Origin of the sequence: Mesorhizobium sp. B2-8-9 (genome assembly GCF_006439475.1) — a bacterium.
Taxonomy (GTDB): domain Bacteria; phylum Pseudomonadota; class Alphaproteobacteria; order Rhizobiales; family Rhizobiaceae; genus Mesorhizobium.
This window is the reverse complement of record NZ_VFTQ01000038.1, coordinates 1-19,722: the sequence shown is the minus strand read 5'-3', so window position 1 is coordinate 19,722 and position 19,722 is coordinate 1. Positions and strand designations below refer to the sequence as shown.

General features: G+C 65.9%; 20 protein-coding genes. 11 read left to right on the top strand and 9 right to left on the bottom strand.

Going from position 1 to position 19,722, the window contains the following annotated elements; translation table 11 throughout:
* Nucleotides 1–61: 61 nt before the first annotated feature.
* Nucleotides 62–1,162 (top strand): aminotransferase class I/II-fold pyridoxal phosphate-dependent enzyme, encoded by a 1,101-nt coding sequence (locus tag FJ423_RS29770; protein WP_140846438.1) that lies wholly within the window; start codon nt 62–64, stop codon nt 1,160–1,162.
* A gap of 154 nt (nt 1,163–1,316) precedes the next feature.
* Nucleotides 1,317–2,558, top strand: coding sequence for an MFS transporter (locus tag FJ423_RS29765; protein WP_181174948.1), 1,242 nt, complete (start codon nt 1,317–1,319; stop codon nt 2,556–2,558).
* An 86-nt stretch (nt 2,559–2,644) separates the two neighbouring features.
* Here the strand turns inward: FJ423_RS29765 and FJ423_RS29760 are convergent, their stop codons facing one another.
* Together FJ423_RS29760 and FJ423_RS34675 are read right to left on the bottom strand one after the other, a co-directional pair.
* Nucleotides 2,645–2,875: a hypothetical protein gene (locus FJ423_RS29760; RefSeq protein ID WP_095769619.1), complete on the bottom strand. Its 231-nt coding sequence runs from the start codon at nt 2,873–2,875 to the stop codon at nt 2,645–2,647.
* A 164-nt stretch (nt 2,876–3,039) separates the two neighbouring features.
* Nucleotides 3,040–3,162: a hypothetical protein gene (locus tag FJ423_RS34675; protein ID WP_281409022.1), complete on the bottom strand. Its 123-nt coding sequence runs from the start codon at nt 3,160–3,162 to the stop codon at nt 3,040–3,042.
* A gap of 402 nt (nt 3,163–3,564) precedes the next feature.
* On the opposite strand from FJ423_RS34675, the gene FJ423_RS29755 reads away from it, so the two are divergent.
* Both FJ423_RS29755 and FJ423_RS29750 read left to right on the top strand, forming a co-directional pair.
* On the top strand, nt 3,565–4,671 hold the full coding sequence (locus FJ423_RS29755) for an efflux RND transporter periplasmic adaptor subunit (RefSeq protein ID WP_181174947.1): 1,107 nt from the start codon (nt 3,565–3,567) through the stop codon (nt 4,669–4,671).
* Entirely contained in the window at nt 4,668–7,871 is a 3,204-nt protein-coding gene (locus FJ423_RS29750) for a multidrug efflux RND transporter permease subunit (RefSeq protein WP_095769588.1), read from the top strand. Before FJ423_RS29755 ends, FJ423_RS29750 begins: the two co-directional genes overlap by 4 nt.
* Nucleotides 7,872–7,996: 125 nt before the next feature.
* Here the strand turns inward: FJ423_RS29750 and FJ423_RS29745 are convergent, their stop codons facing one another.
* The 6 genes from FJ423_RS29745 to hemC form a co-directional block, all read right to left on the bottom strand.
* On the bottom strand, nt 7,997–8,713 hold the full coding sequence (locus FJ423_RS29745) for a glutamine amidotransferase (RefSeq protein ID WP_140846435.1): 717 nt from the start codon (nt 8,711–8,713) through the stop codon (nt 7,997–7,999).
* 18 nt (nt 8,714–8,731) lie between these two features.
* Nucleotides 8,732–9,211, bottom strand: a complete 480-nt coding sequence (locus FJ423_RS29740; RefSeq protein WP_140846434.1) for a TerB family tellurite resistance protein — start codon at nt 9,209–9,211, stop codon at nt 8,732–8,734.
* 44 nt (nt 9,212–9,255) lie between these two features.
* Nucleotides 9,256–10,833, bottom strand: coding sequence for a heme biosynthesis protein HemY (locus FJ423_RS29735; protein WP_140846433.1), 1,578 nt, complete (start codon nt 10,831–10,833; stop codon nt 9,256–9,258).
* Between the two features lie 9 nt (nt 10,834–10,842).
* Nucleotides 10,843–12,312, bottom strand: a complete 1,470-nt coding sequence (locus FJ423_RS29730; protein ID WP_140846432.1) for a COG4223 family protein — start codon at nt 12,310–12,312, stop codon at nt 10,843–10,845.
* 100 nt (nt 12,313–12,412) lie between these two features.
* A complete protein-coding gene (locus FJ423_RS29725) occupies nt 12,413–13,123 on the bottom strand; it encodes a uroporphyrinogen-III synthase (RefSeq protein WP_140846431.1) in 711 nt (236 codons plus the stop codon).
* 1 nt (nt 13,124) lies between these two features.
* Nucleotides 13,125–14,048 carry a hydroxymethylbilane synthase gene (hemC, locus tag FJ423_RS29720; protein ID WP_140846430.1) on the bottom strand — a complete coding sequence of 308 codons (924 nt, stop codon included), beginning with the start codon at nt 14,046–14,048 and terminating at the stop codon, nt 13,125–13,127.
* Nucleotides 14,049–14,151: 103 nt separating this feature from the next.
* Here hemC and tsaD point away from each other — a divergent pair, with 103 nt between their 5' ends.
* The 6 genes from tsaD (at nt 14,152) to FJ423_RS29690 (ending at nt 18,195) form a co-directional block, all read left to right on the top strand.
* Entirely contained in the window at nt 14,152–15,237 is a 1,086-nt protein-coding gene (tsaD, locus tag FJ423_RS29715; RefSeq protein ID WP_181174946.1) for a tRNA (adenosine(37)-N6)-threonylcarbamoyltransferase complex transferase subunit TsaD, read from the top strand.
* On the top strand, nt 15,234–16,235 hold the full coding sequence (locus FJ423_RS29710; RefSeq protein ID WP_140846428.1) for an NAD(P)H-dependent glycerol-3-phosphate dehydrogenase: 1,002 nt from the start codon (nt 15,234–15,236) through the stop codon (nt 16,233–16,235). Before tsaD ends, FJ423_RS29710 begins: the two co-directional genes overlap by 4 nt.
* A gap of 15 nt (nt 16,236–16,250) precedes the next feature.
* A complete protein-coding gene (locus FJ423_RS29705; protein ID WP_140846427.1) occupies nt 16,251–16,547 on the top strand; it encodes a YciI-like protein in 297 nt (98 codons plus the stop codon).
* 92 nt (nt 16,548–16,639) lie between these two features.
* Entirely contained in the window at nt 16,640–17,065 is a 426-nt protein-coding gene (locus FJ423_RS29700; protein ID WP_095769579.1) for an EVE domain-containing protein, read from the top strand.
* Nucleotides 17,020–17,718 (top strand): methyltransferase, encoded by a 699-nt coding sequence (locus tag FJ423_RS29695; protein WP_181174944.1) that lies wholly within the window; start codon nt 17,020–17,022, stop codon nt 17,716–17,718. Before FJ423_RS29700 ends, FJ423_RS29695 begins: the two co-directional genes overlap by 46 nt.
* A 51-nt stretch (nt 17,719–17,769) precedes the next feature.
* Complete coding sequence (locus tag FJ423_RS29690; RefSeq protein ID WP_140846425.1) at nt 17,770–18,195, top strand: DUF1761 domain-containing protein; 426 nt, start codon at nt 17,770–17,772, stop codon at nt 18,193–18,195.
* Nucleotides 18,196–18,281: 86 nt separating this feature from the next.
* Here the strand turns inward: FJ423_RS29690 and gcvA are convergent, their stop codons facing one another.
* Nucleotides 18,282–19,202 (bottom strand): transcriptional regulator GcvA, encoded by a 921-nt coding sequence (gcvA, locus tag FJ423_RS29685; RefSeq protein WP_140698256.1) that lies wholly within the window; start codon nt 19,200–19,202, stop codon nt 18,282–18,284.
* Between the two features lie 130 nt (nt 19,203–19,332).
* Between gcvA and FJ423_RS29680 the strand changes: the two genes are divergently transcribed.
* Complete coding sequence (locus FJ423_RS29680) at nt 19,333–19,593, top strand: hypothetical protein (protein ID WP_140846424.1); 261 nt, start codon at nt 19,333–19,335, stop codon at nt 19,591–19,593.
* Nucleotides 19,594–19,722: the final 129 nt, after the last annotated feature.

Below are 19,722 nucleotides of genomic sequence, written 5' to 3'. Positions count from 1 at the left end.
AATTGCGTCAAAACAGGACGCGCGGTTTGTTTAAAAGGATGAACCGCTTGGGGACATGGCCATGAACTACGCCAGGATGGTGATCGAGAAGGAAGCGCCGGAGGAATACGGCTACGAGCGCATCCGCTACAATCTTTCCGAAAGCTCGATCGCAGACCGGAAACTTTCCGACATCGGTCTCACGCTGCCCGACCTCACGCTGTTCTATGGCGAGCATCGCGGCGACAGGGAACTGCGGGCGCTTATCGCCGGGCAGGACAGCGGTCTTTCCCCCGATGATGTGCTGGTGACCGCTGGCGCGGCCGGCGCGCTGTTCATCATCGCCACGTCGCTTCTGTCGGCCGGCGACCATCTCGTGGTCGTGCGGCCGAACTACGCCACCAACATCGAGACACCGAAGGCGATCGGCTGCGCCATCTCCTACATCGATCTCGATTTTGACGAGGGCTTTGCCATCGACATCGACCGTGTGAAGGCAGAGCTGCGGCCGAACACCAGGCTGATCAGCGTCACCTGCCCGCACAATCCGACCGGCACGATGATGACACGCGCCGATCTCGACGCGCTGATTACGCTTGCCGAAAGCCGCAAATGCCGCCTGCTGGTCGACGAGACCTATCGCGACCTCTCCTATGGCGCCCGGCTGCCGTCGGCGGCCTCGCTCAGCTCCGGCGCCATCAGCGTCTGCTCGTTGTCGAAGGCCTTCGGCATTCCGGGCATCCGCATCGGCTGGCTGATGACCCGCGATCCGCAATTGCAGGAGACCTTCCTCGCCGCCAAGGAGCAGATCGGCATCTGCGGCAGCGTCATCGACGAGGCGATCGCCCGCGCCACGCTCGAACGCCGTGATACCTTCCTCGCCTCGCTGCTCCCCGAAATGGCCAGGCGCCGCGACGTCGTGCAGGACTGGATCGACGGCGAGCCACTGGTCGACTGGGTGCGGCCGCAAGGCGGCGTCGTCGGCTTTCCGCGGCTCAACGTCGATGCCGGCTTCGACCTTGACCGCTTCTACACCAGGCTGCTGGCGGAATACGGCACCTATGTCGGCCCCGGCCACTGGTTCGAGATGCCGAAGCATTTCTTCCGTCTCGGCTTCGGCTGGCCGAAAGAGGCGGAGTTGCGCGGCGGGCTGGAAGCCATCTCGGCTGCTTTGAGAGGCTGAACGCCACCTCACCAGAGCAGGGAATTTCGATTTTCTTAGATCCAGCGCGGATTTTTTTAGCGCATGGCAAGACGAACTGGGCTAAAGGGTTGCGGCCGGACCAGCGCCCACCGTGGAAGTGCCCCGCCGGCCTTTGTCGCAACGGGGCCCTCGAATCATGACCGTCGAAACAACGTCACCAGACCAGCGCTACGCCGCGTTCCGGCACCGCCCGTTCCTCAGCTACTGGACGGCGCGCTTCCTCACCACCTTCGCCACCATGATCGTCTCGGTCGCCGTCGGCTGGCAGGTCTATGACCTGACCCGCAATCCGTTCGACCTCGGCATTGTCGGCATCGTCCAGTTCCTGCCTTCGCTGCTCCTGGTCCTGGTCACCGGCGTCGTCGCCGACCGCTTCGGCCGCCGGCTGATCATGACGCTGGCGACCCTGGTCGAGGCCGGCTGCGCCTTGGCCCTGCTGCTTCTGACGCTGCGCGGCCTGACCAGCCCGCTGCCGATCTTCCTCGTGCTGGTGATGTTCGGCATTGCCCGCGCTTTCTACGGCCCGGCCTCGTCCTCGTTGTTCGCCAATCTCGTGCCGCAGGAAGATTTCGCCAACGCGATAGCCTGGAATTCGTCGGCCTGGCAGACGGCGACCATCGTCGGCCCGGTCGCCGGCGGCCTGCTCTACGGCATCTCGGCGGAGGTCGCCTACGCCACCGCCGCCGTCCTGATGCTCGCCGCCGGGCTGCTCATCTTCACCATCCCGAAGCCCGCCCAGCAAACGGCCACCGACAAGCCGACGATGCAGACGCTGTTTGCCGGCTTCGGCTATATCTGGGGCGAGAAGATCGTGCTCGGCGCGATCTCGCTCGACCTGTTCGCCGTGCTTCTGTCGGGCGCCTCGGCGCTGCTGCCCGTCTATGCGCGCGACATCCTCCAGCTCGGCCCCTGGGGCCTTGGCCTGCTGCGCTCGGCGCCCGGCATCGGCGCCATCTGCGTCGCCGTCTGGCTTGCCGGCCACCCGATCCGCAACCATGCCGGTAAGATCATGCTGGGCTTCGTCGCTTTGTTCGGCGCCTTCACCGTGTTGTTCGGCGTCTCGACCATCACCTGGCTATCGATCGCGGCGCTCGCTTTGCTCGGCGCCACCGACATGTTCAGCGTCTATATCCGCGAGACGCTGATCCAGCTCTGGACGCCGGACGAGGTGCGCGGCCGCGTCAACGCCGTCAACCAGGTCTTCGTCGGCGCCTCCAACGAGCTCGGCGAATTCCGCGCCGGCACCATGGCGGCGCTGATCGGCACGGTTCCCGCGGTGGTGATCGGCGGCATCGGCGCCATCGCCGTCGCCGGCCTGTGGGCCTATCTGTTCCCGGCGCTGCGGCAGGTGCGGCATCTCAACAGCCGGAACTGATCGCGTTCTTGATCCAAGCCGCTGGATCCGACGTTCAGGCCAATCTCACCGCGCCGTCGCCCAGCGAGGCAGGGGCGCGAGCAAATCTACTCCGAAAAGCTCACGCTGACGCCCCGCTGCCGAAAATAGGCCTGCATCAACTTGCGGCCGGCGCGGTTGTTCTGCACCAGCCTGGCCGGATCGAACACCGCCTGTTTCTTCCCCTCCCGCGCCAGCGCTGCCTTGAGTGCCGCGATATGCGCATCGAGGTCGGCATTGTCCGCTCGGAGTGAGGCATAGATATTTTCGGTCGCCTCGGCCAAGGTCAGTTCGCTCACAGTGTCGTCCTCTTGATTGGTCGGGCGGCGCCTTAGCACAGATTCGCGGCTCCGCCGATAGCGGCCAGACCGGCGATGCACAGCGCCGGCGGGGAAAGCCGATGCATTCGCCAGCGCCTCGGAGCTAGCAACGACACTTATTTGGACGGCTGCGCCGCGCCGCGCTACTCAAGCGCGGTCGTGCGGATGATTTCAGCGATCTCCGGGCTGCTGCTGCACAGCATCTGGAAATCCCACGAAAGCAGCGACAGGAGTGAAACCGCTGTTGCAGCGCTGACGGTCGCCATACGCTCTCGCTGCGATGCGCATCATCACCAAACGGTGAACTCCGATGTCCGGGATTGCTTGGTGACCGGACGCCAGGGCGAGCACGAACTTTGACTCGTGGCGTGAAGTGGCCATCGCGTCTGTATGATCGATGTCGGCCTTGCCGGATGGCGATGGGCAGCCACGGGGTGGACATTTCAGCCCGCATGGAAAATGATCATGTTGCTGTGCACAACGCTGCAGTCTGATCTCCACTAGAAGCCTGAGCGTGAAGCGGATCAATCGACCTCCGGGTCCAGCGAGCGGGGACGCAAATGGACACCACAGGGAATGGGCAATTGCATCGCGACGCGGGCGGGCGACCCCGTCGATCGGCCAACTGGCTTGCCCGCGCCGCCGTGTCGGCGGCATTCCTGCTCGGCATGGCTTTCGGCAGCGCTGCGTTGGCGCAGGACCAGCAGCTACCAGCGGTGACGGCGGCCAAGCCGGTGGTGCGTGATATCGTCGAAGACGACGAGTTCGTCGGGCGCTTCGAAGCCGTCGACCAGGTCGCCATCCGTTCGCGCGTCAGCGGCTATCTGGACAAGGTCAGCTTCCAGGACGGCTCGCTGGTCAACAAGGGCGACCTGCTCTTCACCATCGACCAGCGTCCGTACCAGGCCGCTTATGATGCCGCCAAATCGCAAGTGGACGTCGCCAAGTCACTGCTCGAATTCACCAAGATGCAGCTGGATCGCGCCAACGAGCTTGCCAAGACCGGCAACATCTCGCCCGCCACGGTCGACGACCGCCGGCGGGAATACCTTGCGGCGCAGGCGCAGATGCAGGGCGCGACGGCTGCGCTGACGACGGCCAGCCTGAACATGGAATTCACCGAGATCAAGGCGCCTTTATCCGGCCGCATCGACCGCCGGCTGGTGTCGGTCGGCAACCTCGTGCAGCCGGATTCCACCTTGCTGACGACCATCGTCACGCGCGACCCGATCGACTTCTATTTCGACGTCGATGAGCGCCTGTATTTCAGCTACGCCCGCGACGCGAAGGCGCGCGGCGGCAGCATGCAGGAAGGCGCCAGCGGGCTCGATGTGGAGGTTCATGTCGCCGACCGCGCGGAGGCGGTGTTCAAAGGCAAGCTCGATTTTGCCGAGAACCGGATCGACAACGCGACCGGCACCATGCGGGTGCGTGCGAAGTTTGCCAACCCCGACGGCATTCTCCAGCCAGGCATGTTCGGGCGCATCAACGTGCCGGGGTCGCTGCCGCATAGCGGCGTGCTGGTGCCCGACGACGCGATCGGCGCCGATCAGGATCGACGCATCGTCTTCCTGGTGGATGAGGCCGGGATGGTGTCGGCGAAGCCCGTGCGCACCGGCCCGCTTCTCGACGGCTACCGGGTGATCCGCTCGGGCCTGACCGGCGGCGAGACGATCATCGTCAAAGGGCTGATGCACGCCAGGCCTGGCACCAAAGTGAAGGCCGAGATGGTGACGTTGCCGCCCAAGGCCGACACCGCCGGGTTGCAGCAATGAGGTTCGCACATTTCTTCGTCGACCGCCCCATCTTCGCATCGGTCGTTTCGATCGTCCTGCTGATCCTCGGCGGGATTGCTTATACCCAGCTGCCGGTCGCGCAATATCCCGAGATCGCGCCGCCGACCATCGTCGTTCGCGCGCAGTATCCGGGCGCCGACGCCCAGACGGTCGCAGCGACGGTGGCAACACCGATCGAGCAGGAGATCAACGGCGTCGAGGGCATGCTCTACATGTCGTCCTATTCGTCGGGCGACGGGTCGATGGCGCTGACCATCACCTTCAAGCTGGGCACCGATCTCGACAAGGCGCAGGTGCTTGTGCAGAACCGCGTGTCGGTCGCCGAGCCGCGCCTGCCCGAAGAAGTCCGCCGCCTCGGCATCACCACCACCAAGAGCTCGCCCGACCTGATGATGGTCGTGCACATGCTGTCGCCCGACAATACCTACGACCAGCTCTACGTCTCGAACTACGCCCGCTCGCGGGTGCGCGACATACTGCTCAGGTTAGACGGCGTCGGCGACCTCATCATCTTCGGCGAGCGCGAATATTCGCTGCGCATCTGGCTTGATCCGGAAAAACTGTCCGCCCTGGGGATGACCTCAGGCGATGTGGTGCAGGCGCTGCGCGACCAGAACGTCCAAGTGTCGGGCGGCTCGATCGGCGCGCCGCCGACCGGCACCGGCACGGCGTTCCAGTACACGGTCACCACGCAAGGCCGCTTCAACGACGCCCGCGACTTCCGATACGTGATCGTCAAATCGACCGACGACGGCCGCCTGATCTCGCTGCAGGACGTTGCGCGCATCGAGCTCGGAGCCAAGGATTACGTGACCAACTCCTATCTCAACGGCAAACCGGCGGTGGCGCTCGCCATCTTCCAGCGGCCGGGCACCAATGCGCTCGCCGCGGCCGCGGAGATCCAGGACAAGATGAAGGAGCTTTCCCGCGACTTCCCGAACGGGTTGAGCTACGAAATCGTCTACAATCCGACAGAATTCGTCGCCGAGTCGATCCACGAGGTCTACAAGACGATCCTCGAGGCGATGTTGCTGGTCATCATCGTCATCATCGTCTTCCTGCAGTCGTGGCGCATGGCGATCGTGCCGATCGTGGCGATCCCCGTGTCGCTGATCGGCACGCTGGCTGTGCTTTACGCCGCCGGCTTCTCGCTCAACATGCTGACGCTGTTCGGGCTCGTTCTGGCGATCGGCATCGTCGTCGACGATGCGATCGTCGTGGTCGAGAACGTCGAGCGCAATATCGCCAGTGGGCTCGCGCCCAATCCGGCGTCGCACCTGACCATGAACGAAGTCGGAACGGCCATTATCGCGATCTCGCTGGTGCTGATAGCCGTCTTCGTGCCGACAGCCTTCATCCCCGGCATTTCCGGGCAATTCTACCTGCAGTTTGCGATCACCATCGCGGTGTCGACGGCGATCTCGGCATTCAATTCGCTGACGCTTTCGCCGGCGCTGGCCGCACTGCTGTTCAAGTCGCACCGCGCCGCGGCGGCGCCGCCTCGCTTTTTCCTGGCGCGGTTCGGACGGGCGCTCGCCGACGGGTTCAATCGCGGCTTCGACAGGGTCGCCCATTGGTATTCGAGCATCATCCGCGTGCTGGTCGGCTCGTGGATAACGATCGCCGCCATGCTGGCCGTTTTCGCGGGCCTGATCTCCGCCACGGTCTACATGGCGCAGGCCGTGCCGCGCGGTTTCATCCCATCGCTCGACCAGGGCTATGCGATCGTCGTGGTCCAGTTGCCCGACGGCGCCTCGCTGTCGAGGACCGATGCGGTCATCCAGCAGGCGTCGCAGATCATCCAGAAAACGCCAGGCGTCGACTACGCGGTCGCCTTCGCCGGCTTCTCCGGCGCGACCTTCACCAACGCCAGCAACCAGGGCGTGATCTTCGCCAGGTTCAAGCCGTTTGACGAGCGGCTGAAAGCCGGCCAGTCGGCGACCAAGGTCATCGGCAATCTGTTCGGCAGCCTGCAAAGCATCAAGGAAGCCTTCATTATCGCACTGCCGCCGCCGCCGATCCGCGGCGTCGGCAATGCCGGCGGCTTCAAGCTGCAGATCCAGGAGCGCAACAGCGCCGACATGCGGCAGATCCTGGCGCTTGCCTACGAAATCGCCGGCAAGGCCAATAAGACGCCGGGGCTGACAGGCGTGTTCACCACGTTCTCCGCGTCGAGCCCGCAATTCTTCCTGGCGATCGATCGCGACAAGGCGCGCATCCTGAACGTGCCGATCCCCAACATCTTCGAGACACTGTCGATCAATCTGGGCACCGCCTACGTCAACGACTTCAACGCTTTCGGGCGCGTCTACCAGGTGCGGGCGCAGGCCGACCAGGCGTTCCGCCTCGATCGCTCCGACATCTTGAAATTGAAGGTTCGCTCGGCGACCGGCGCGCTGGTTCCGCTCGGCACGTTGATCGAGATCCGCGACGTCACCGGCCCGGCGCTGGTCCAGCGCTACAACATGTACGTCTCGGTGCCGCTGCAGGGCAACGCCGCGCCTGGCGTCTCCACGGGCGACGCGCTGGCATTGATGGAAGGGATCACGGCAAAGACATTGCCGGCCGGTACCTCCTATGAATGGACCGAGCTTGCCTATCAGGAGCGCAACACCGGCAATGCCGCCGTCTATATCTTCGGACTGTCGGTGCTGTTCGTGTTCCTGGCGCTGGCGGCGCAATATGAAAGCTGGGTGTTGCCGTTCGCCATTGTGCTGGTGGTGCCGCTCGGCGTGCTCGCGGCGTTGCTTGGCGTGACTTTCCGAGGGCTGGACAACAACATTCTCGTGCAGATCGGCCTCATCGTGCTGATCGGGCTTGCCGCCAAGAACGCGATCCTGATCGTCGAATTCGCGCGGCAGGCGCAGGAACGCGGCCTGTCGGCCGCCGAGGCCGCCGTCGAAGCCTGCCGGCTCAGGCTGCGGCCGATCCTGATGACCGCCTTCGCGTTCATCCTCGGCGTCGTGCCGCTGATGATCGCAACGGGCCCGGGCGCAGAAATGCGCCAGTCGCTCGGCACCGCGGTGTTCTCCGGCATGCTCGGGGTCACCTTCGTCGGCCTATTCCTGACGCCGGTGTTCTACGTCACGCTCAGGTCGCTGTTTTCACGGCGCAAGCCCCGTGCCGAAGCCGAGCCTTCGGGGCCGGCAGAGGCGCCGTCGGAGACGGCCGCCGAGTAGGGTTACGGATTCGCCGCGTCGGGCGCAGAAAATTGGCGCGGCGAGGCAACGATCTGCGCGACCTCGGCAGGTGCGGCGCAGATGCTGGTCGGTCTGATCCAGTCCAACAGCCGCATCAGTTTGCCCTACCCCACAGCCGGCCGCCCAAAAATCAGCCCCAAAAACTCGCCCAGCCAGCGCTTGAGGTGCATGTCCCAGATCAGCCGGCCGCCGAGATGGTCGCGGCCGGGCTGGGCGCCGGGGAGTTCGAAGCGATGTGCGCCGCGCACCACCCAGCGCTGCATCATCGCCCTTGTCAGCTCGCCATGGAACTGGATGCCCCAGGCATTCTCGCCATAACGGAACGCCTGGTTGGGATAGGTTTCCGCGGTCGCCAGCAGCGTCGCTTCCTTCGGCAGCGAAAAGCCCTCGCGGTGGAACTGGTAGACCATCTCCGGCCAGTGCAACAGTTTCTTGCCAGCCTCGGTCGCCTTCAGCGGATACCAGCCGATCTCGACCAGGCCTTCGCCGTGGCCCTCGACCTTGCCGCCGAGATGGTTGGCGAGCATCTGCGCCCCAAGGCAGATGCCGAGGAACGGCCGGTTCTCCTTGAGCGGGATTTCCAGCCAGTCGGTTTCGCGGCGGACGAACTCGTCCTCGTCATTGGCGCTCATCGGCCCGCCGAAGATAACCGCGCCGGCATGATCGTTCAGCGTGCAGGGCAATTCGTCACCCAAGGGCGGGCGGCGGATGTCGAGGTCGAAGCCTTCTTCCAGGAGCATGTGGCCGACGCGGCCGGGGCTCGAAGTCTCCTGATGCAGCACGATCAGGATTTTTGGTCTCGGCCTCGATCTGGGTGGCATGGAAGGCGAAGGATCCTGCTATTCGTCGCTCGATTCGCCCCGCGCGCCGGGCACCTCGGCTGCCGCCTTGCGGCGCGCCTCGATGCGGTCGCGACGCTCGACGCCGATCAGCTCGGCGACCCGCCAGACGGTGTTGTCCTCGAGCTCGTCAAGCTCGCCATCGGCATAGACGATTTCCCACATCAGGCCGATGAAGGCCTTGCGCGCCTCGGGGTCGAGGTGGCGCTTCAAGACGCTGGTGAAGGCGTAGAGGTCGATCGCCTCGTTGTCGGCGCGCTCGCCGGCCGCCGCCAGCGCATCGAGCTCCTCGCCGCTCACCGAATAGGTCTCGGCCAGGATCTGCTTGAACCGTTCCCACTCGACGTCCTGGCGTACGCCGTCGGCGTTCATCACATGATAGAGCAGCGCCGAAGCCGCGACGCGCGGATCGTCGGCGCTCGGCTTGGTCTCGCGCCCAGCCGGCAGATCCCTCAGGAAGGACAATACGCGCTCGAACATCGATGTTTTTTCCCTGCCCAACAACCCGGTCCCAGAACACAGCCTCAGAACAAACGAAAGCGGCGCGGCGATTTTTCCGCTTCTTCTTCCGGCGCGACACCAGGGTCGTCCGGCAGAGGCGGCAGCTCCGGACCGGGCTCGCCGATTTCAGCCTCGCTGACGGCTTCCGCAACGGACGCTTGCTTCTCGCCGCCGTTTGAAGGCACCGGCGCCGGCTTCTCGGCCGGAGCATCGGCGACGATGTCGATCGCCTTTTCGGCGACAGGCTGGACAGGCGGCGCAGCGGTGATCGCCGGTACGGCGACATCCGCGTCGCTGTCGATCAGCTGGCCAAGCCGCTCCATCGGCGCCCGCCAGGTGAAGGCATCGAGCTTGCCGGTGACCGGCGACACCGGCGCCCAGCGCTCGGAGATGACGCCGTCCGCCACCCAGGCCGGATCGCGCGGCGCGCGCACGGCCTTCGACAGCAGCTGCCGCACCTTGCCCTGGTCGCCGGTCTCGGCCTCCTCGATATCGGCGAGCAGAAGATATGCGCCCTCGCGACGATCCATGCGGATCGCGGCCTCCGCCTCGCGCCGCGCCGTGGCGAAATCCTGAGCATTGAGCGCTGCGCGCGCCACGGCCATCGACGACTCGGGATGATTCCTCTTCAATTCCTGCAGCTTCTTCGCGCGGTTCAGACGATCGAGCACGGCGTCGCCCGGCCTGGCATGGGTGTAGAGCTCGGCGATGTCGGGATGCGGCTCGGCCTTCCAGGCGGCCTCCAGGATCTTGGAGCCCTTGCGCACGTCGTTTTGCCGGATAACCAGATCGGCGGCGATCACCGCCGCCGGCGCGAAATCCGGCGCCAGCTTGTTGGCTTCGAGCGCCGCGGTGCGGGCCGCGTTCGGATCGCTGTCGACCAGCGCCTGCGCCTTGGCGGTGAGCAGCACGGCGCGGCGGCGGTTGGCGGCGTCACGCTCGATCTGCCTGGTCGATTTCTGCGCCTCGACCAGCTTCAGCGCGCCGTCCCAGTCGCCGCGTTCGGTGAGTTCTTCCAGCGTCGATTCCGCCGCCCAGGCAAGCTGCGGCGCCACCGCCGCCGCGCGGCCGGCATAGTGGCGCGCGGCATTGCGGTCGCCGAGGCGCTCGGCCTCCAGATAGAGCCCGCGCAGGCCGAGCAGCCGCATCTCGGGATCGTCGAGCATGCGCTCGAATTTCTCCCGCGCGCCTTTATGGTCGCCTTCGAGCAGCGAGGCCTGGGCGTCGAGCAGGTTGATCAGCGGCTCCTGGTCGGAGCTGATCAGCTTGGCCGCCTCCTTGGTCTTCTTGCGCGCCAGCGCGCCGTCGCCGGCGCCGGCGGCGATCATGCCCGTCGACAATGCTTGGTATCCGCGGTCGCGGCGGCGCACCCTAAAATAGCGCGAGATCGTGTAGGGGCTGTTCCACAGCGACTTGATCAGCCACCAGACGATCATCACCGCCACCACAACAGCGACGATCGCCACCGCTGCCACCATCAGCGTGACCTGGTACTGGTAGCCGTTGAAGGTGACGAGCATCTCGCCCGGGCGGTCTGCCAGCCAGGCAAAGCCGAGCCCGAGCGCGAAGACGACGGCGAGGAAGACGAGGATGCGGATCATCTTGTCTCCTTAAGCCTTCGTCGCGCCGGCAATCAGCGCTTCGAGCTGCTTTTCGACCTCCAGCCGTGCCTTCAGTTTGCCGGCAAAATCGGCGCCGGCCGCCTTTGCCGCGTCCGGCAGCGTGTCATATTCGCTGAGCGCCTTGGCGTAATCGCCCTGGTTGACCGCCACTTCCATGCGCGCGACGGTTTCCGGCACGCCCTTGCCTTCGACCGCGCCGACCGGCCGCACCTTGACCAGCGATTCAGCGCTCGACACCAGGCTCTGGAAGAAGCCGGCATTCTGGTCGACCGGCTTTGCCGCATCGACCATGGCGTTGGCGGCGGCATCGGCCTCCGCAGCGATGGTGGCGCGGGTCGGCACGCCCTTTTCGGCATAGGAGCGCAGCGCCGCGAGCTCGGGCGCGTCCGGCGCGATCGCCGCGAAGGTGTCGAGCTCGGTCGCGAACGGCGCGCCGCGATCGAGCGCCGACTTCAGCGCCGAGGCGGCGATCGCCAGCGCGATCTTGGGTTGCGAGGTCTGCGCCTCGACCTTGCCGGAAAGCTGCGATACGGACTGCTCCAGTGCCGCCACCCTGCCGTCCTCGGCCTTGGCCGCATCGCCCGCCGATTTCACCAGCGCGTCGAGCCCGGCGATCTTCTCGTTGAGCGGACCGAGATCGGCGGGTGCCGCATTGCCGTTCTTCTGCAGCTCGGCGACGGTTGTCTCGATCTGGCCGACCTTGTCGCCGAGCGCCTTGAGCGCGGCGCCGTCGCCGCCCTGGCCGGCCGACGATTTCAGCGCCGCCACATCGGCTTTGACCTGATCGAGCGCCGAGGACAGGCCGTCGACCTTGGCCGAGGTGCCGCCGCTTTCCTTCAGCGCCGCAATCTCGCTTTTCAGCGAAGCGATCTCGCCGTTGACGCTATCGAGCGACCCGCCGCCCGGTCCCGACGATCCGAGCAGGCCGACCGCTTGCAGTAGGCCGGCACCGGCAAGCGCGATCACGCCGCCGACGACGCCCGCAGCGATGGCGTTGACGCCGGTTCTGCGTGGCGGCTGCGGCACGCCATCCTCGCCCCATGTCTCACTTCGTGTCTCGCTTGCCTTCGATGCCGAGGCGCCGGCGCCAGGCGCGGATGCGTCCTCGAAATTGTAATCGAAGCCCTTGGGCTGGCTCTTCGGCGCATCGGACGCGCCGGGATACGGCGCCTCCGGCTCGTCCTTGCCGGCCTCTGATTTATCGGCTGCAGCCTGCGCGGCGTCGCTATGCTCCCACGGCTCGATATCGGCCTGCTCGGCATGGATCGGCTCTTCCGGCGGCTCCGGCTGCGAAGCAGCGGCGGCCTCTTCTGCCTTCGCCTCGTCGGTCTGCGCGGCACTGGTCTCGGCCTTGGCGGCATCCTCATCGGTGATTCGCGAGACGGCGCCGGGCTCGAGTTCGATGGTCACCGGCTCGCGCCGGGTCTTCGAATGTCGCATCTTCGGCGTCTTGACCATGCTTTGGGCTCCGCGAACTGGCTTGAGGATGGTTCAAAGGGTCCAGGGGATGCTCTAGCACATCACCAAGCGGTGAAAAGGGGCGGTGTGATGACGCGGCTCAGCCGGGCAGCGACAAAAGCGCCAGCAGCGCCTCCTCCTCGGGCTTGGACGCGATGCGGACCCTGTCACCGGCAACCCCGTCCAGCGGCTCGGCGACGCGGGCCGAGAGCGCCAGGAATTCCGTTCTTTCAAAGAGATGCCGCAAGGACGGCCGCGCAATCAGGCTGGCCAGCGCGGCGCTGGCCTTGGCCGAATAAAGCAGCGCCGCGTCGGTCGGCCGGCCCGACAGGCGGGCGACTACATCGGCATCGCCATAGTCGATGCTTGTCGTGTCGTAGGTCTCGATCGCCTGGACATGCACGCCCGCCGCCGCCAACCGCTGCTCGAACGCAGGCAAGCGGACGCGGCCGCACAGATAGACGATTGCCCTGCCGGCAAGGCCGCCGGCGATGGCATCGGCCAGCGCCTCGGCATCGCCCGGACCTTCGGTGACGGCGAAAAATCCCGCCGCGCGGCAGGCTTCCGCCGTCCGTTTGCCAACTGCGTGGCAAGGTAGGCGCGCAACTGCCGCGATCAGCGCCTTCGACGCATGCCGCACCGCATTGGCGCTGGTGACGACGACCGCGACGCCATCGGTGCCGATGCTCGCCTCGACCGGCAATGCGCTCGTCTCGGTCAGCGGCAGCAAGACAGGTTGGAATCCCAGGGCTTCGAGGCGCCGTGCCGTGCGCGCGCCAGGCTCCGGCCTCGTCACCAGGACGCGGACCATGTCAGGCCCAGCCGTCGAAGAATGTCGCACCAGCCTTGGTGCGGACCGTGCGCGCCGCGTCCAGGCCGATCTCCGCCGCGTCGGCAGCCTCGCCTTCCAGCCGGACCTCATGCGATTCCGTGCCGTCGGGCGAGATGATCAGCCCGGCGAAGGACAGTTTTTCGCCCGCCACCGTCGCATGGCCGGCGATCGGCGTGCGGCAGGAGCCGTCGAGCGCGGCGAGGAAGGCGCGCTCGCAGGTGAGCGCCTGGCCGGTCGGCACGTGATGGATCGCTGCCAGCATCTTTTCGACGTCGCGGTCGCCGATGCGGGTTTCGATGCCGATCGCGCCTTGTCCCGGCGCCGGCGGAAAAGCTTCCAGCGGCATCAGGTCGGTGACGACATGCTCAAGTCCGAGGCGCTTCAATCCGGCATAGGCCAGGATGGTGCCCTTGGCGACGCCTTCGTCCAGCTTGCGCAGCCGGGTCTGCACATTGCCGCGGAAGATCACCACGTCGAGATCCGGCCGCATGCGGCGGATCAGCGCTTGACGGCGCAGCGATGACGATCCGACCGTGGCGCCATGCGGCAGGTCGGCGATCCGCTTCACGTTCTTGCCGATGAAGGCGTCGCGCGCGTCCTCGCGCGGCAGGAAAGTGACAAGCTCCAGCCCATCGGGCAGCACCGTCGGCATGTCCTTCGACGAATGCACGGCGATGTCGATGCGGCGCTCGAGCAGCGCCTCCTCGATTTCCTTGGTGAACAGGCCCTTGCCGCCGGCCTCCGACAGCGGCCGGTCCTGGATGCGGTCACCACTGGTCGAGATCGGCACCACCTCGAACGCCTCTTCGGACAGGCCATGCGCCTGCATCAGCCGCGCGCGCGTCTCATGCGCCTGGGCCAATGCCAGCGGGCTGCCGCGTGTTCCGATTTTCAAAGTTTGCATGGCGCGCGGTCCGTGATAACCCCCGGGGCAGCTTGAGGTCTGCCGGGCCTTTTCCTAATTGGGATTGGCCGGTGATACAATCATAGAGGCCAGCGACCAATTGATCCGCGTTCTGGGCATTGAGACGAGCTGCGACGAGACGGCGGCCAGCGTTGTGGCGCTGGACGGCGTCGCCGCGCCCGAAATTTTGTCCAACGTGGTGCTCAGCCAGATCGAGGAGCACGCGGCCTTTGGCGGCGTCGTGCCCGAGATCGCCGCGCGCGCCCATGTCGAGGCGCTGGACGGCATCGTCGAGGCGGCGCTCGCCGATTCGGCGGTATCGCTCGATGAGATCGACGCCATCGCCGCCACTGCCGGTCCCGGCCTGGTCGGCGGATTGATCGTCGGCTTGATGACCGCCAAGGCAATCGCCGCCGCCGCCAACAAGCCGCTGATCGCCATCAACCACCTCGAAGGCCACGCGCTGACGGCGCGGCTGACCGATGGCCTCGATTTTCCTTACCTTCTCCTGCTCGTTTCCGGCGGCCACACCCAGATCGTCGCGGTGCGCGGCGTCGGCGATTACCAGCGCTGGGCGACCACCATAGACGATGCGCTGGGCGAGGCCTTCGACAAGACCGCCAAGATGCTTGGCCTGCCCTATCCCGGCGGCCCGAATGTCGAGAAGGCGGCCGTCAGCGGCGATGCAGGCCGCTTTGCCTTCCCACGCCCGATGAAGGGCTCGGCACAGCCCGATTTCTCCTTCTCCGGCCTGAAGACGGCGGTGCGCCAGGCGGCGACGGCGATCGCGCCGCTGAGCGACCAGGACGTCGCCGACATCTGCGCCTCTTTCCAGGCCGCGGTGGCCGACGCGCTGGGCGATCGTGTCGCCCGCACCCTTGCCCGGTTCCGCCAGGAATTCCCGGACCATGCAAAGCCGGCGCTGGTCGTTGCCGGCGGCGTCGCCGCCAACCGCACCATCAAGGCGACGCTCGAAGCGCTGTGTTTCGAGGCCGGCTTCGCATTCATCGCGCCGCCGCAGAAGCTTTGCACCGACAATGCGGCGATGATCGCCTGGGCCGGCATAGAGCGGCTGCGCGCCGGCATCGCCGACGAAAACGCCGCCGATTTCGTGCCGCGCTCGCGCTGGCCGCTCGACAGTGTTTCCGCGCCTCTGGTCGGCTCGGGCCGGCGTGGTGCCAAGGCATGACCAAGAAAAGCACCAGCGGCTGGCGTGTTGCGGCGCTGGGCGGCGGCGCCTGGGGCACGGCGCTGGCGCTGGCCGTGCTGCGCGCCGGCCATGATGTCCGGCTCTATGCCCGCGACGCCGAAACCGTCGCCGCCATCGCCCGCGGCGAGAACCCGCGCTACCTGCCCGGCATCAGGATCGAGCCCGGCATCACGGCCACCAGCGACATTGCCGCGGCGCTTGAAGGCGCCGACTGCGTGCTCGCCGTGACGCCGGCGCAGTCGCTGCGCGCCATCCTGGCCAATGCCCGCAACCATGTGCCCCAGGGAGCGCCGCTGGTGCTCTGCGCCAAGGGCATCGAGCGCGATACCGGCGCGCTGCTCTCGGCGATCGTCGAGGAAAGCCTGCCGGGCAATCCGGTCGCGGCGCTTTCCGGCCCGAGCTTCGCCAGCGACGTCGCGCGCGGCCTGCCGACGGCCGTGGTGGTCGCCGCCCGCGATGCGGAATTGGCGGCCGAGCTTGCCGCGCGCTTCTCGGCGCAGAATCTTCGCTGCTATTCGAGCGACGACCTGATCGGCGTCGAGATCGGCGGCGCGCTGAAGAACGTCTTTGCTATTGCCGCCGGCGCCGTCACCGGCGCAGGTCTCGGCGCCAGCGCCCAGGCCGCCATGGTGACGCGCGGCTTCGTCGAATTGCGCCGCATCGGCGCGGCCTTCGACGCCCGGCCGGAAACGCTGATGGGGCTTTCAGGCCTCGGCGACCTCTTGCTCACTTGCTCTTCCGCCCAGTCGCGCAATTTCGCCTATGGCCTGGCGCTCGGCCAGGGTAAGCCGCTTGACGGCCTGCCGCTGGCCGAAGGCGTGCCGACGGCGGGGATTGCCGCCCGCATCGCCGCCGAGCGCGGCATCGAGGCGCCGATCATCTCGGCCGTCGCCGCCATCCTCGACGGCAAGGTGACCATCGGCCAGGCCGTGACCGCGCTGATGACGAGGCCGCTCAAAACCGAAACCGACATCTGATCATCGGAGCTGAAAATGCTGTTTGCGTTGATTTGCAAGGACAAGCCCGGCAGCCTGCAGCTGCGCGTCGACACGCGGCCGGCGCATGCTGCGTTCCTGGAAGGCCTGATCGCCGAGGGCAAGCTTGCCTTTGCAGGTCCCTTCCTCGACGCCGACGGCAAGCCGGACGGCAGCCTGGTGATGATCGAAGCGCCGGACATGGCTGCTGCCCAAGCTTTGGCCGCGGCCGATCCCTATGCCAAGGCCGGCCTGTTCGAAAGCGTCGAGATCCGTGCATGGAACTGGGTCTTCCAGAAGCCCGCCGGCGCATGATCGTTCGCTGCTCTCGCCCCAATGACGGCGAGAGAGTAAGCATAGACGGAACGCCATGCGTGGCGGTGCGACAAAGCGATGGGACAAACGATATGAACTACTGGCTGTTCAAGTCCGAACCCTCGGTCTTTTCCTTCGAGGCGCTGAAGGCCAAAGGCAAGGCCGGCACGCAATGGGACGGCGTGCGCAACTACGCCGCCCGCAACAACATGAAGGCGATGCAGATCGGCGATCTCGGCTTCTTCTATCACTCCAATGAGGGTCTCGACATCGTCGGCATCGCCGAGGTCTGCGCGCTGGCCCATCCCGACACCACGACCGACGATCCGCGCTGGGAATGCGTCGACATCCGCGCCTATAAGGACGTGCCGAAGCCGGTGACGCTTGAAGAGGTCAAGGCCAACCCGAAGCTCGCCGAGATGGCGCTGGTCCGGCTCGGCCGGCTTTCCGTGCAGCCGGTGACGCCGGCCGAATGGAAAGAGGTCTGCCGCATGGCCGAGCTCAACCCGGCGCCGTGACCAGGCTTACGCCAAAGAGCGCGAAAAAGTTCATCCTCGACAATACGGCGCTGATGGCGCCGCCGCATGTGCCGGAAGTGCTTCTGCACCTCGCCGACGAGGCGCATGATCTATGGCTGCGCACCGAGGAGGAGCTGGCCGAGATCGGCCTGCCGCCGCCCTTCTGGGCCTTCGCCTGGGCCGGCGGCCAGGGCCTCGCCCGCTATGTGCTCGATAATCCGGGCACCGTACGCGGCAAACGGGTGCTCGATTTCGCCTCCGGTTCCGGCCTCGTCGCGATCGCAGCCATGAAAGCCGGCGCCAGCCAAGTAATCGCCGCCGACATCGACCCGTTCTGCGAGACGGCGATCGCGCTCAACCTCGAAGCCAATGGCGTTGAAGCGCAATTCCGCGGCACGGATTGCGTCGGCACCGACGATGGCTGGGACGTCGTGCTCGCCGGTGACGTCTTCTACGACAAGGCCTTCGCCGAGCGGGTGCTGCCCTGGTTCACCTCTCTGAAGGCGCGCGGCGCCGAGATCCTCGTCGGCGATCCGGGCCGTGCCTATCTCCCCAGGACCGGGTTGGAAGCGCTTGCCATCTACCAGGTTCCGGTGACGCGCGTGCTGGAAGATGCCGAGGTCAAGCGCACGACCGTCTGGCGCCTTGCTTGACGCAACGACCGAACAAGCGTTCCATCGCCCTTCAACTTGGAGGGGAAAAGCATGGATTTTTCGGTTGTGAACTGGCTGGCGGTGATCGCCGCCGCAATCGTCGCGTGGCTGTTCGGCGCCGCCTGGTACATGGGCTTGAGCAAGCCTTGGCTGAAGGCCGCCAAGCTCGACCCGGCCACCATGCAGCGCTCGGTCGTTCCCTTCGTCGTCAGCTTCATCGCCGAGCTGATCATGGCGCTCGTGCTGACGCTGGTGGTGGGCGCGATAACCGGCGGCGAGCCGAGCCCGATCGCCGGGTTGCTGTTCGGCTTCGTGCTCTGGCTCGGATTCATCGCCACCACGCTCACCGTCAACCACCGCTATGAAGGCTTCGGCTGGGCCCTGACGCTGATCGATGCCGGCCACTGGCTGGGCGTGATACTGATCATCGGCGCCGTCATCGGCTGGTTCGGCGCGCCGGCCGCCCCGGCTGGCTAAAGCAATTCCAGGAAAAGTGTGAGCGTTTAAGCTCGGCGACTTCGCCGTAGCCTTCCGCCCGGAATTGGAAACAAGTATTTAGGCCATCACGTCGGCGTCTTCGCCGCCTCCTCGGTAAGCCATTCGCGAAAGGCGACGACGCGCGCGTCGTCCTTGGCCGCCTCGGGATAGACCAGGAAATATGCGAATTCCGGCGCGACCTTGATGCCGAGCTCGAAGGGCCGCACCAGGCGCCCTTGCGAGAGATCGTTGGCCACCATGGCGAAGTCGGCGAGCGCCACCGCGTTGCCGTCGAGCGCCGCCTGGGTGGCATCGGTCGACGACCCGAAGACCAGCGTGCGGCTGTCGTCGAAATCGTCGACGCCGGCCGCGTGCATCCACATGCTCCAATTCGGCCAGGTCACGCCCTGCCGCGACCATTCGATATGCGCGAGCGTGTGGTTGAACAGGTCACGCGGCTCCTTCAGCGGCGGACCTGACGCCAGCAGCGCTGGGCTGCACACCGGGATGATGATGTTCTCGAACAGACGATGCGCGCAGAGCCCGGGATATTTGCCGGCGCCGAAGCGGATGCCGACATCGACGTCGTCGAGGTCGAAATCCCGGACATCGTAGGTGATGTCGAAGCGCAGCTCGATGCCCGGCTTTTGCTTGCGGAAATCGTCGACGCGACGCATCAGCCATTTCGTCGCGAACTGCGCGTCGAGCGTTACCTTCAGCAGCGCCGTGCCGCGGGTCATCTTGCGGGCGCGGCTGACGGCGCGGTTCAGCAGGTCAAGCGCATCGACCGAGGCCTCCAGCAGCACATTGCCTGCCTCCGTCAGCCGGATAGTGCGGCTGGTGCGCGTGAACAGCACCAGCCCGAGCTGATCCTCGATTTCCTTGATCTGGTGGCTGACCGCCGCTGGTGTCAGGCCGAGCTCGTCGGCCGCGCGGGTGAAGTTGAGATGCCTGGCCGCCGCTTCGAACGTCCGCAGCGCACGCGTTCCCGGCAGCAGCTTGGACATGCGATCTCCAAATAAAACTTGATGATCAGAAAAGAACTACTCGTTTCCAGTTTGTTTTTCAATCCGGCATCATGGCTTCATCGAAACACCATAAAACCGGATTTGATATCCGGAGAACACGGATTGAGCCATGTCTGAGATCGCCCTGAAGCCCTGCACCACCCTGGAATCCCCTTCCGGCTTCGCCCTTTGGTTGCGTTCGGCACGCGATTGGCTGCGCCAGGCTCGGGTCGCCGCCCGGCTGTCCCACGATCCGATCGAAGACCTGTCCGACAGCCAGTTGTGCGACATCGGCGCCGGACGTCGGGACGTCGCGAAAACGATGGACAAGGAACTTCGTGAGATCGGGCTGCTCGGCACGGGCTGGCAGAAACCGGGAAAGAGGCAGTAGGAATAGGGATTAGGCAGTAGGCAATAGGCAATAGGGAAGGAGACACCTACTGCCTACTGCCTACTGCCTACTGCCTACTGCCTACTGCCTACTGCCTACTGCCTACTGCCTACTGCCTACTGCCTACTG

What these genes read in the sequence shown, in the direction of transcription:
- FJ423_RS29770 (WP_140846438.1), top strand. Translation starts at nt 62, where the DNA reads ATGAACTACGCCAGGATGGTGATCGAGAAGGAAGCGCCGGAGGAATAC.
- FJ423_RS34675 (WP_281409022.1), bottom strand. Translation starts at nt 3,162, where the DNA reads ATGGCGACCGTCAGCGCTGCAACAGCGGTTTCACTCCTGTCGCTGCTT.
- FJ423_RS29755 (WP_181174947.1), top strand. Translation starts at nt 3,565, where the DNA reads ATGGCTTTCGGCAGCGCTGCGTTGGCGCAGGACCAGCAGCTACCAGCG.
- FJ423_RS29750 (WP_095769588.1), top strand. Translation starts at nt 4,668, where the DNA reads ATGAGGTTCGCACATTTCTTCGTCGACCGCCCCATCTTCGCATCGGTC.
- FJ423_RS29745 (WP_140846435.1), bottom strand. Translation starts at nt 8,713, where the DNA reads ATGCCACCCAGATCGAGGCCGAGACCAAAAATCCTGATCGTGCTGCAT.
- FJ423_RS29740 (WP_140846434.1), bottom strand. Translation starts at nt 9,211, where the DNA reads ATGTTCGAGCGCGTATTGTCCTTCCTGAGGGATCTGCCGGCTGGGCGC.
- FJ423_RS29735 (WP_140846433.1), bottom strand. Translation starts at nt 10,833, where the DNA reads ATGATCCGCATCCTCGTCTTCCTCGCCGTCGTCTTCGCGCTCGGGCTC.
- FJ423_RS29730 (WP_140846432.1), bottom strand. Translation starts at nt 12,312, where the DNA reads ATGGTCAAGACGCCGAAGATGCGACATTCGAAGACCCGGCGCGAGCCG.
- FJ423_RS29725 (WP_140846431.1), bottom strand. Translation starts at nt 13,123, where the DNA reads ATGGTCCGCGTCCTGGTGACGAGGCCGGAGCCTGGCGCGCGCACGGCA.
- hemC (WP_140846430.1), bottom strand. Translation starts at nt 14,048, where the DNA reads ATGCAAACTTTGAAAATCGGAACACGCGGCAGCCCGCTGGCATTGGCC.
- FJ423_RS29710 (WP_140846428.1), top strand. Translation starts at nt 15,234, where the DNA reads ATGACCAAGAAAAGCACCAGCGGCTGGCGTGTTGCGGCGCTGGGCGGC.
- FJ423_RS29705 (WP_140846427.1), top strand. Translation starts at nt 16,251, where the DNA reads ATGCTGTTTGCGTTGATTTGCAAGGACAAGCCCGGCAGCCTGCAGCTG.
- FJ423_RS29700 (WP_095769579.1), top strand. Translation starts at nt 16,640, where the DNA reads ATGAACTACTGGCTGTTCAAGTCCGAACCCTCGGTCTTTTCCTTCGAG.
- FJ423_RS29695 (WP_181174944.1), top strand. Translation starts at nt 17,020, where the DNA reads ATGGAAAGAGGTCTGCCGCATGGCCGAGCTCAACCCGGCGCCGTGACC.
- FJ423_RS29690 (WP_140846425.1), top strand. Translation starts at nt 17,770, where the DNA reads ATGGATTTTTCGGTTGTGAACTGGCTGGCGGTGATCGCCGCCGCAATC.
- gcvA (WP_140698256.1), bottom strand. Translation starts at nt 19,202, where the DNA reads ATGTCCAAGCTGCTGCCGGGAACGCGTGCGCTGCGGACGTTCGAAGCG.
- FJ423_RS29680 (WP_140846424.1), top strand. Translation starts at nt 19,333, where the DNA reads ATGTCTGAGATCGCCCTGAAGCCCTGCACCACCCTGGAATCCCCTTCC.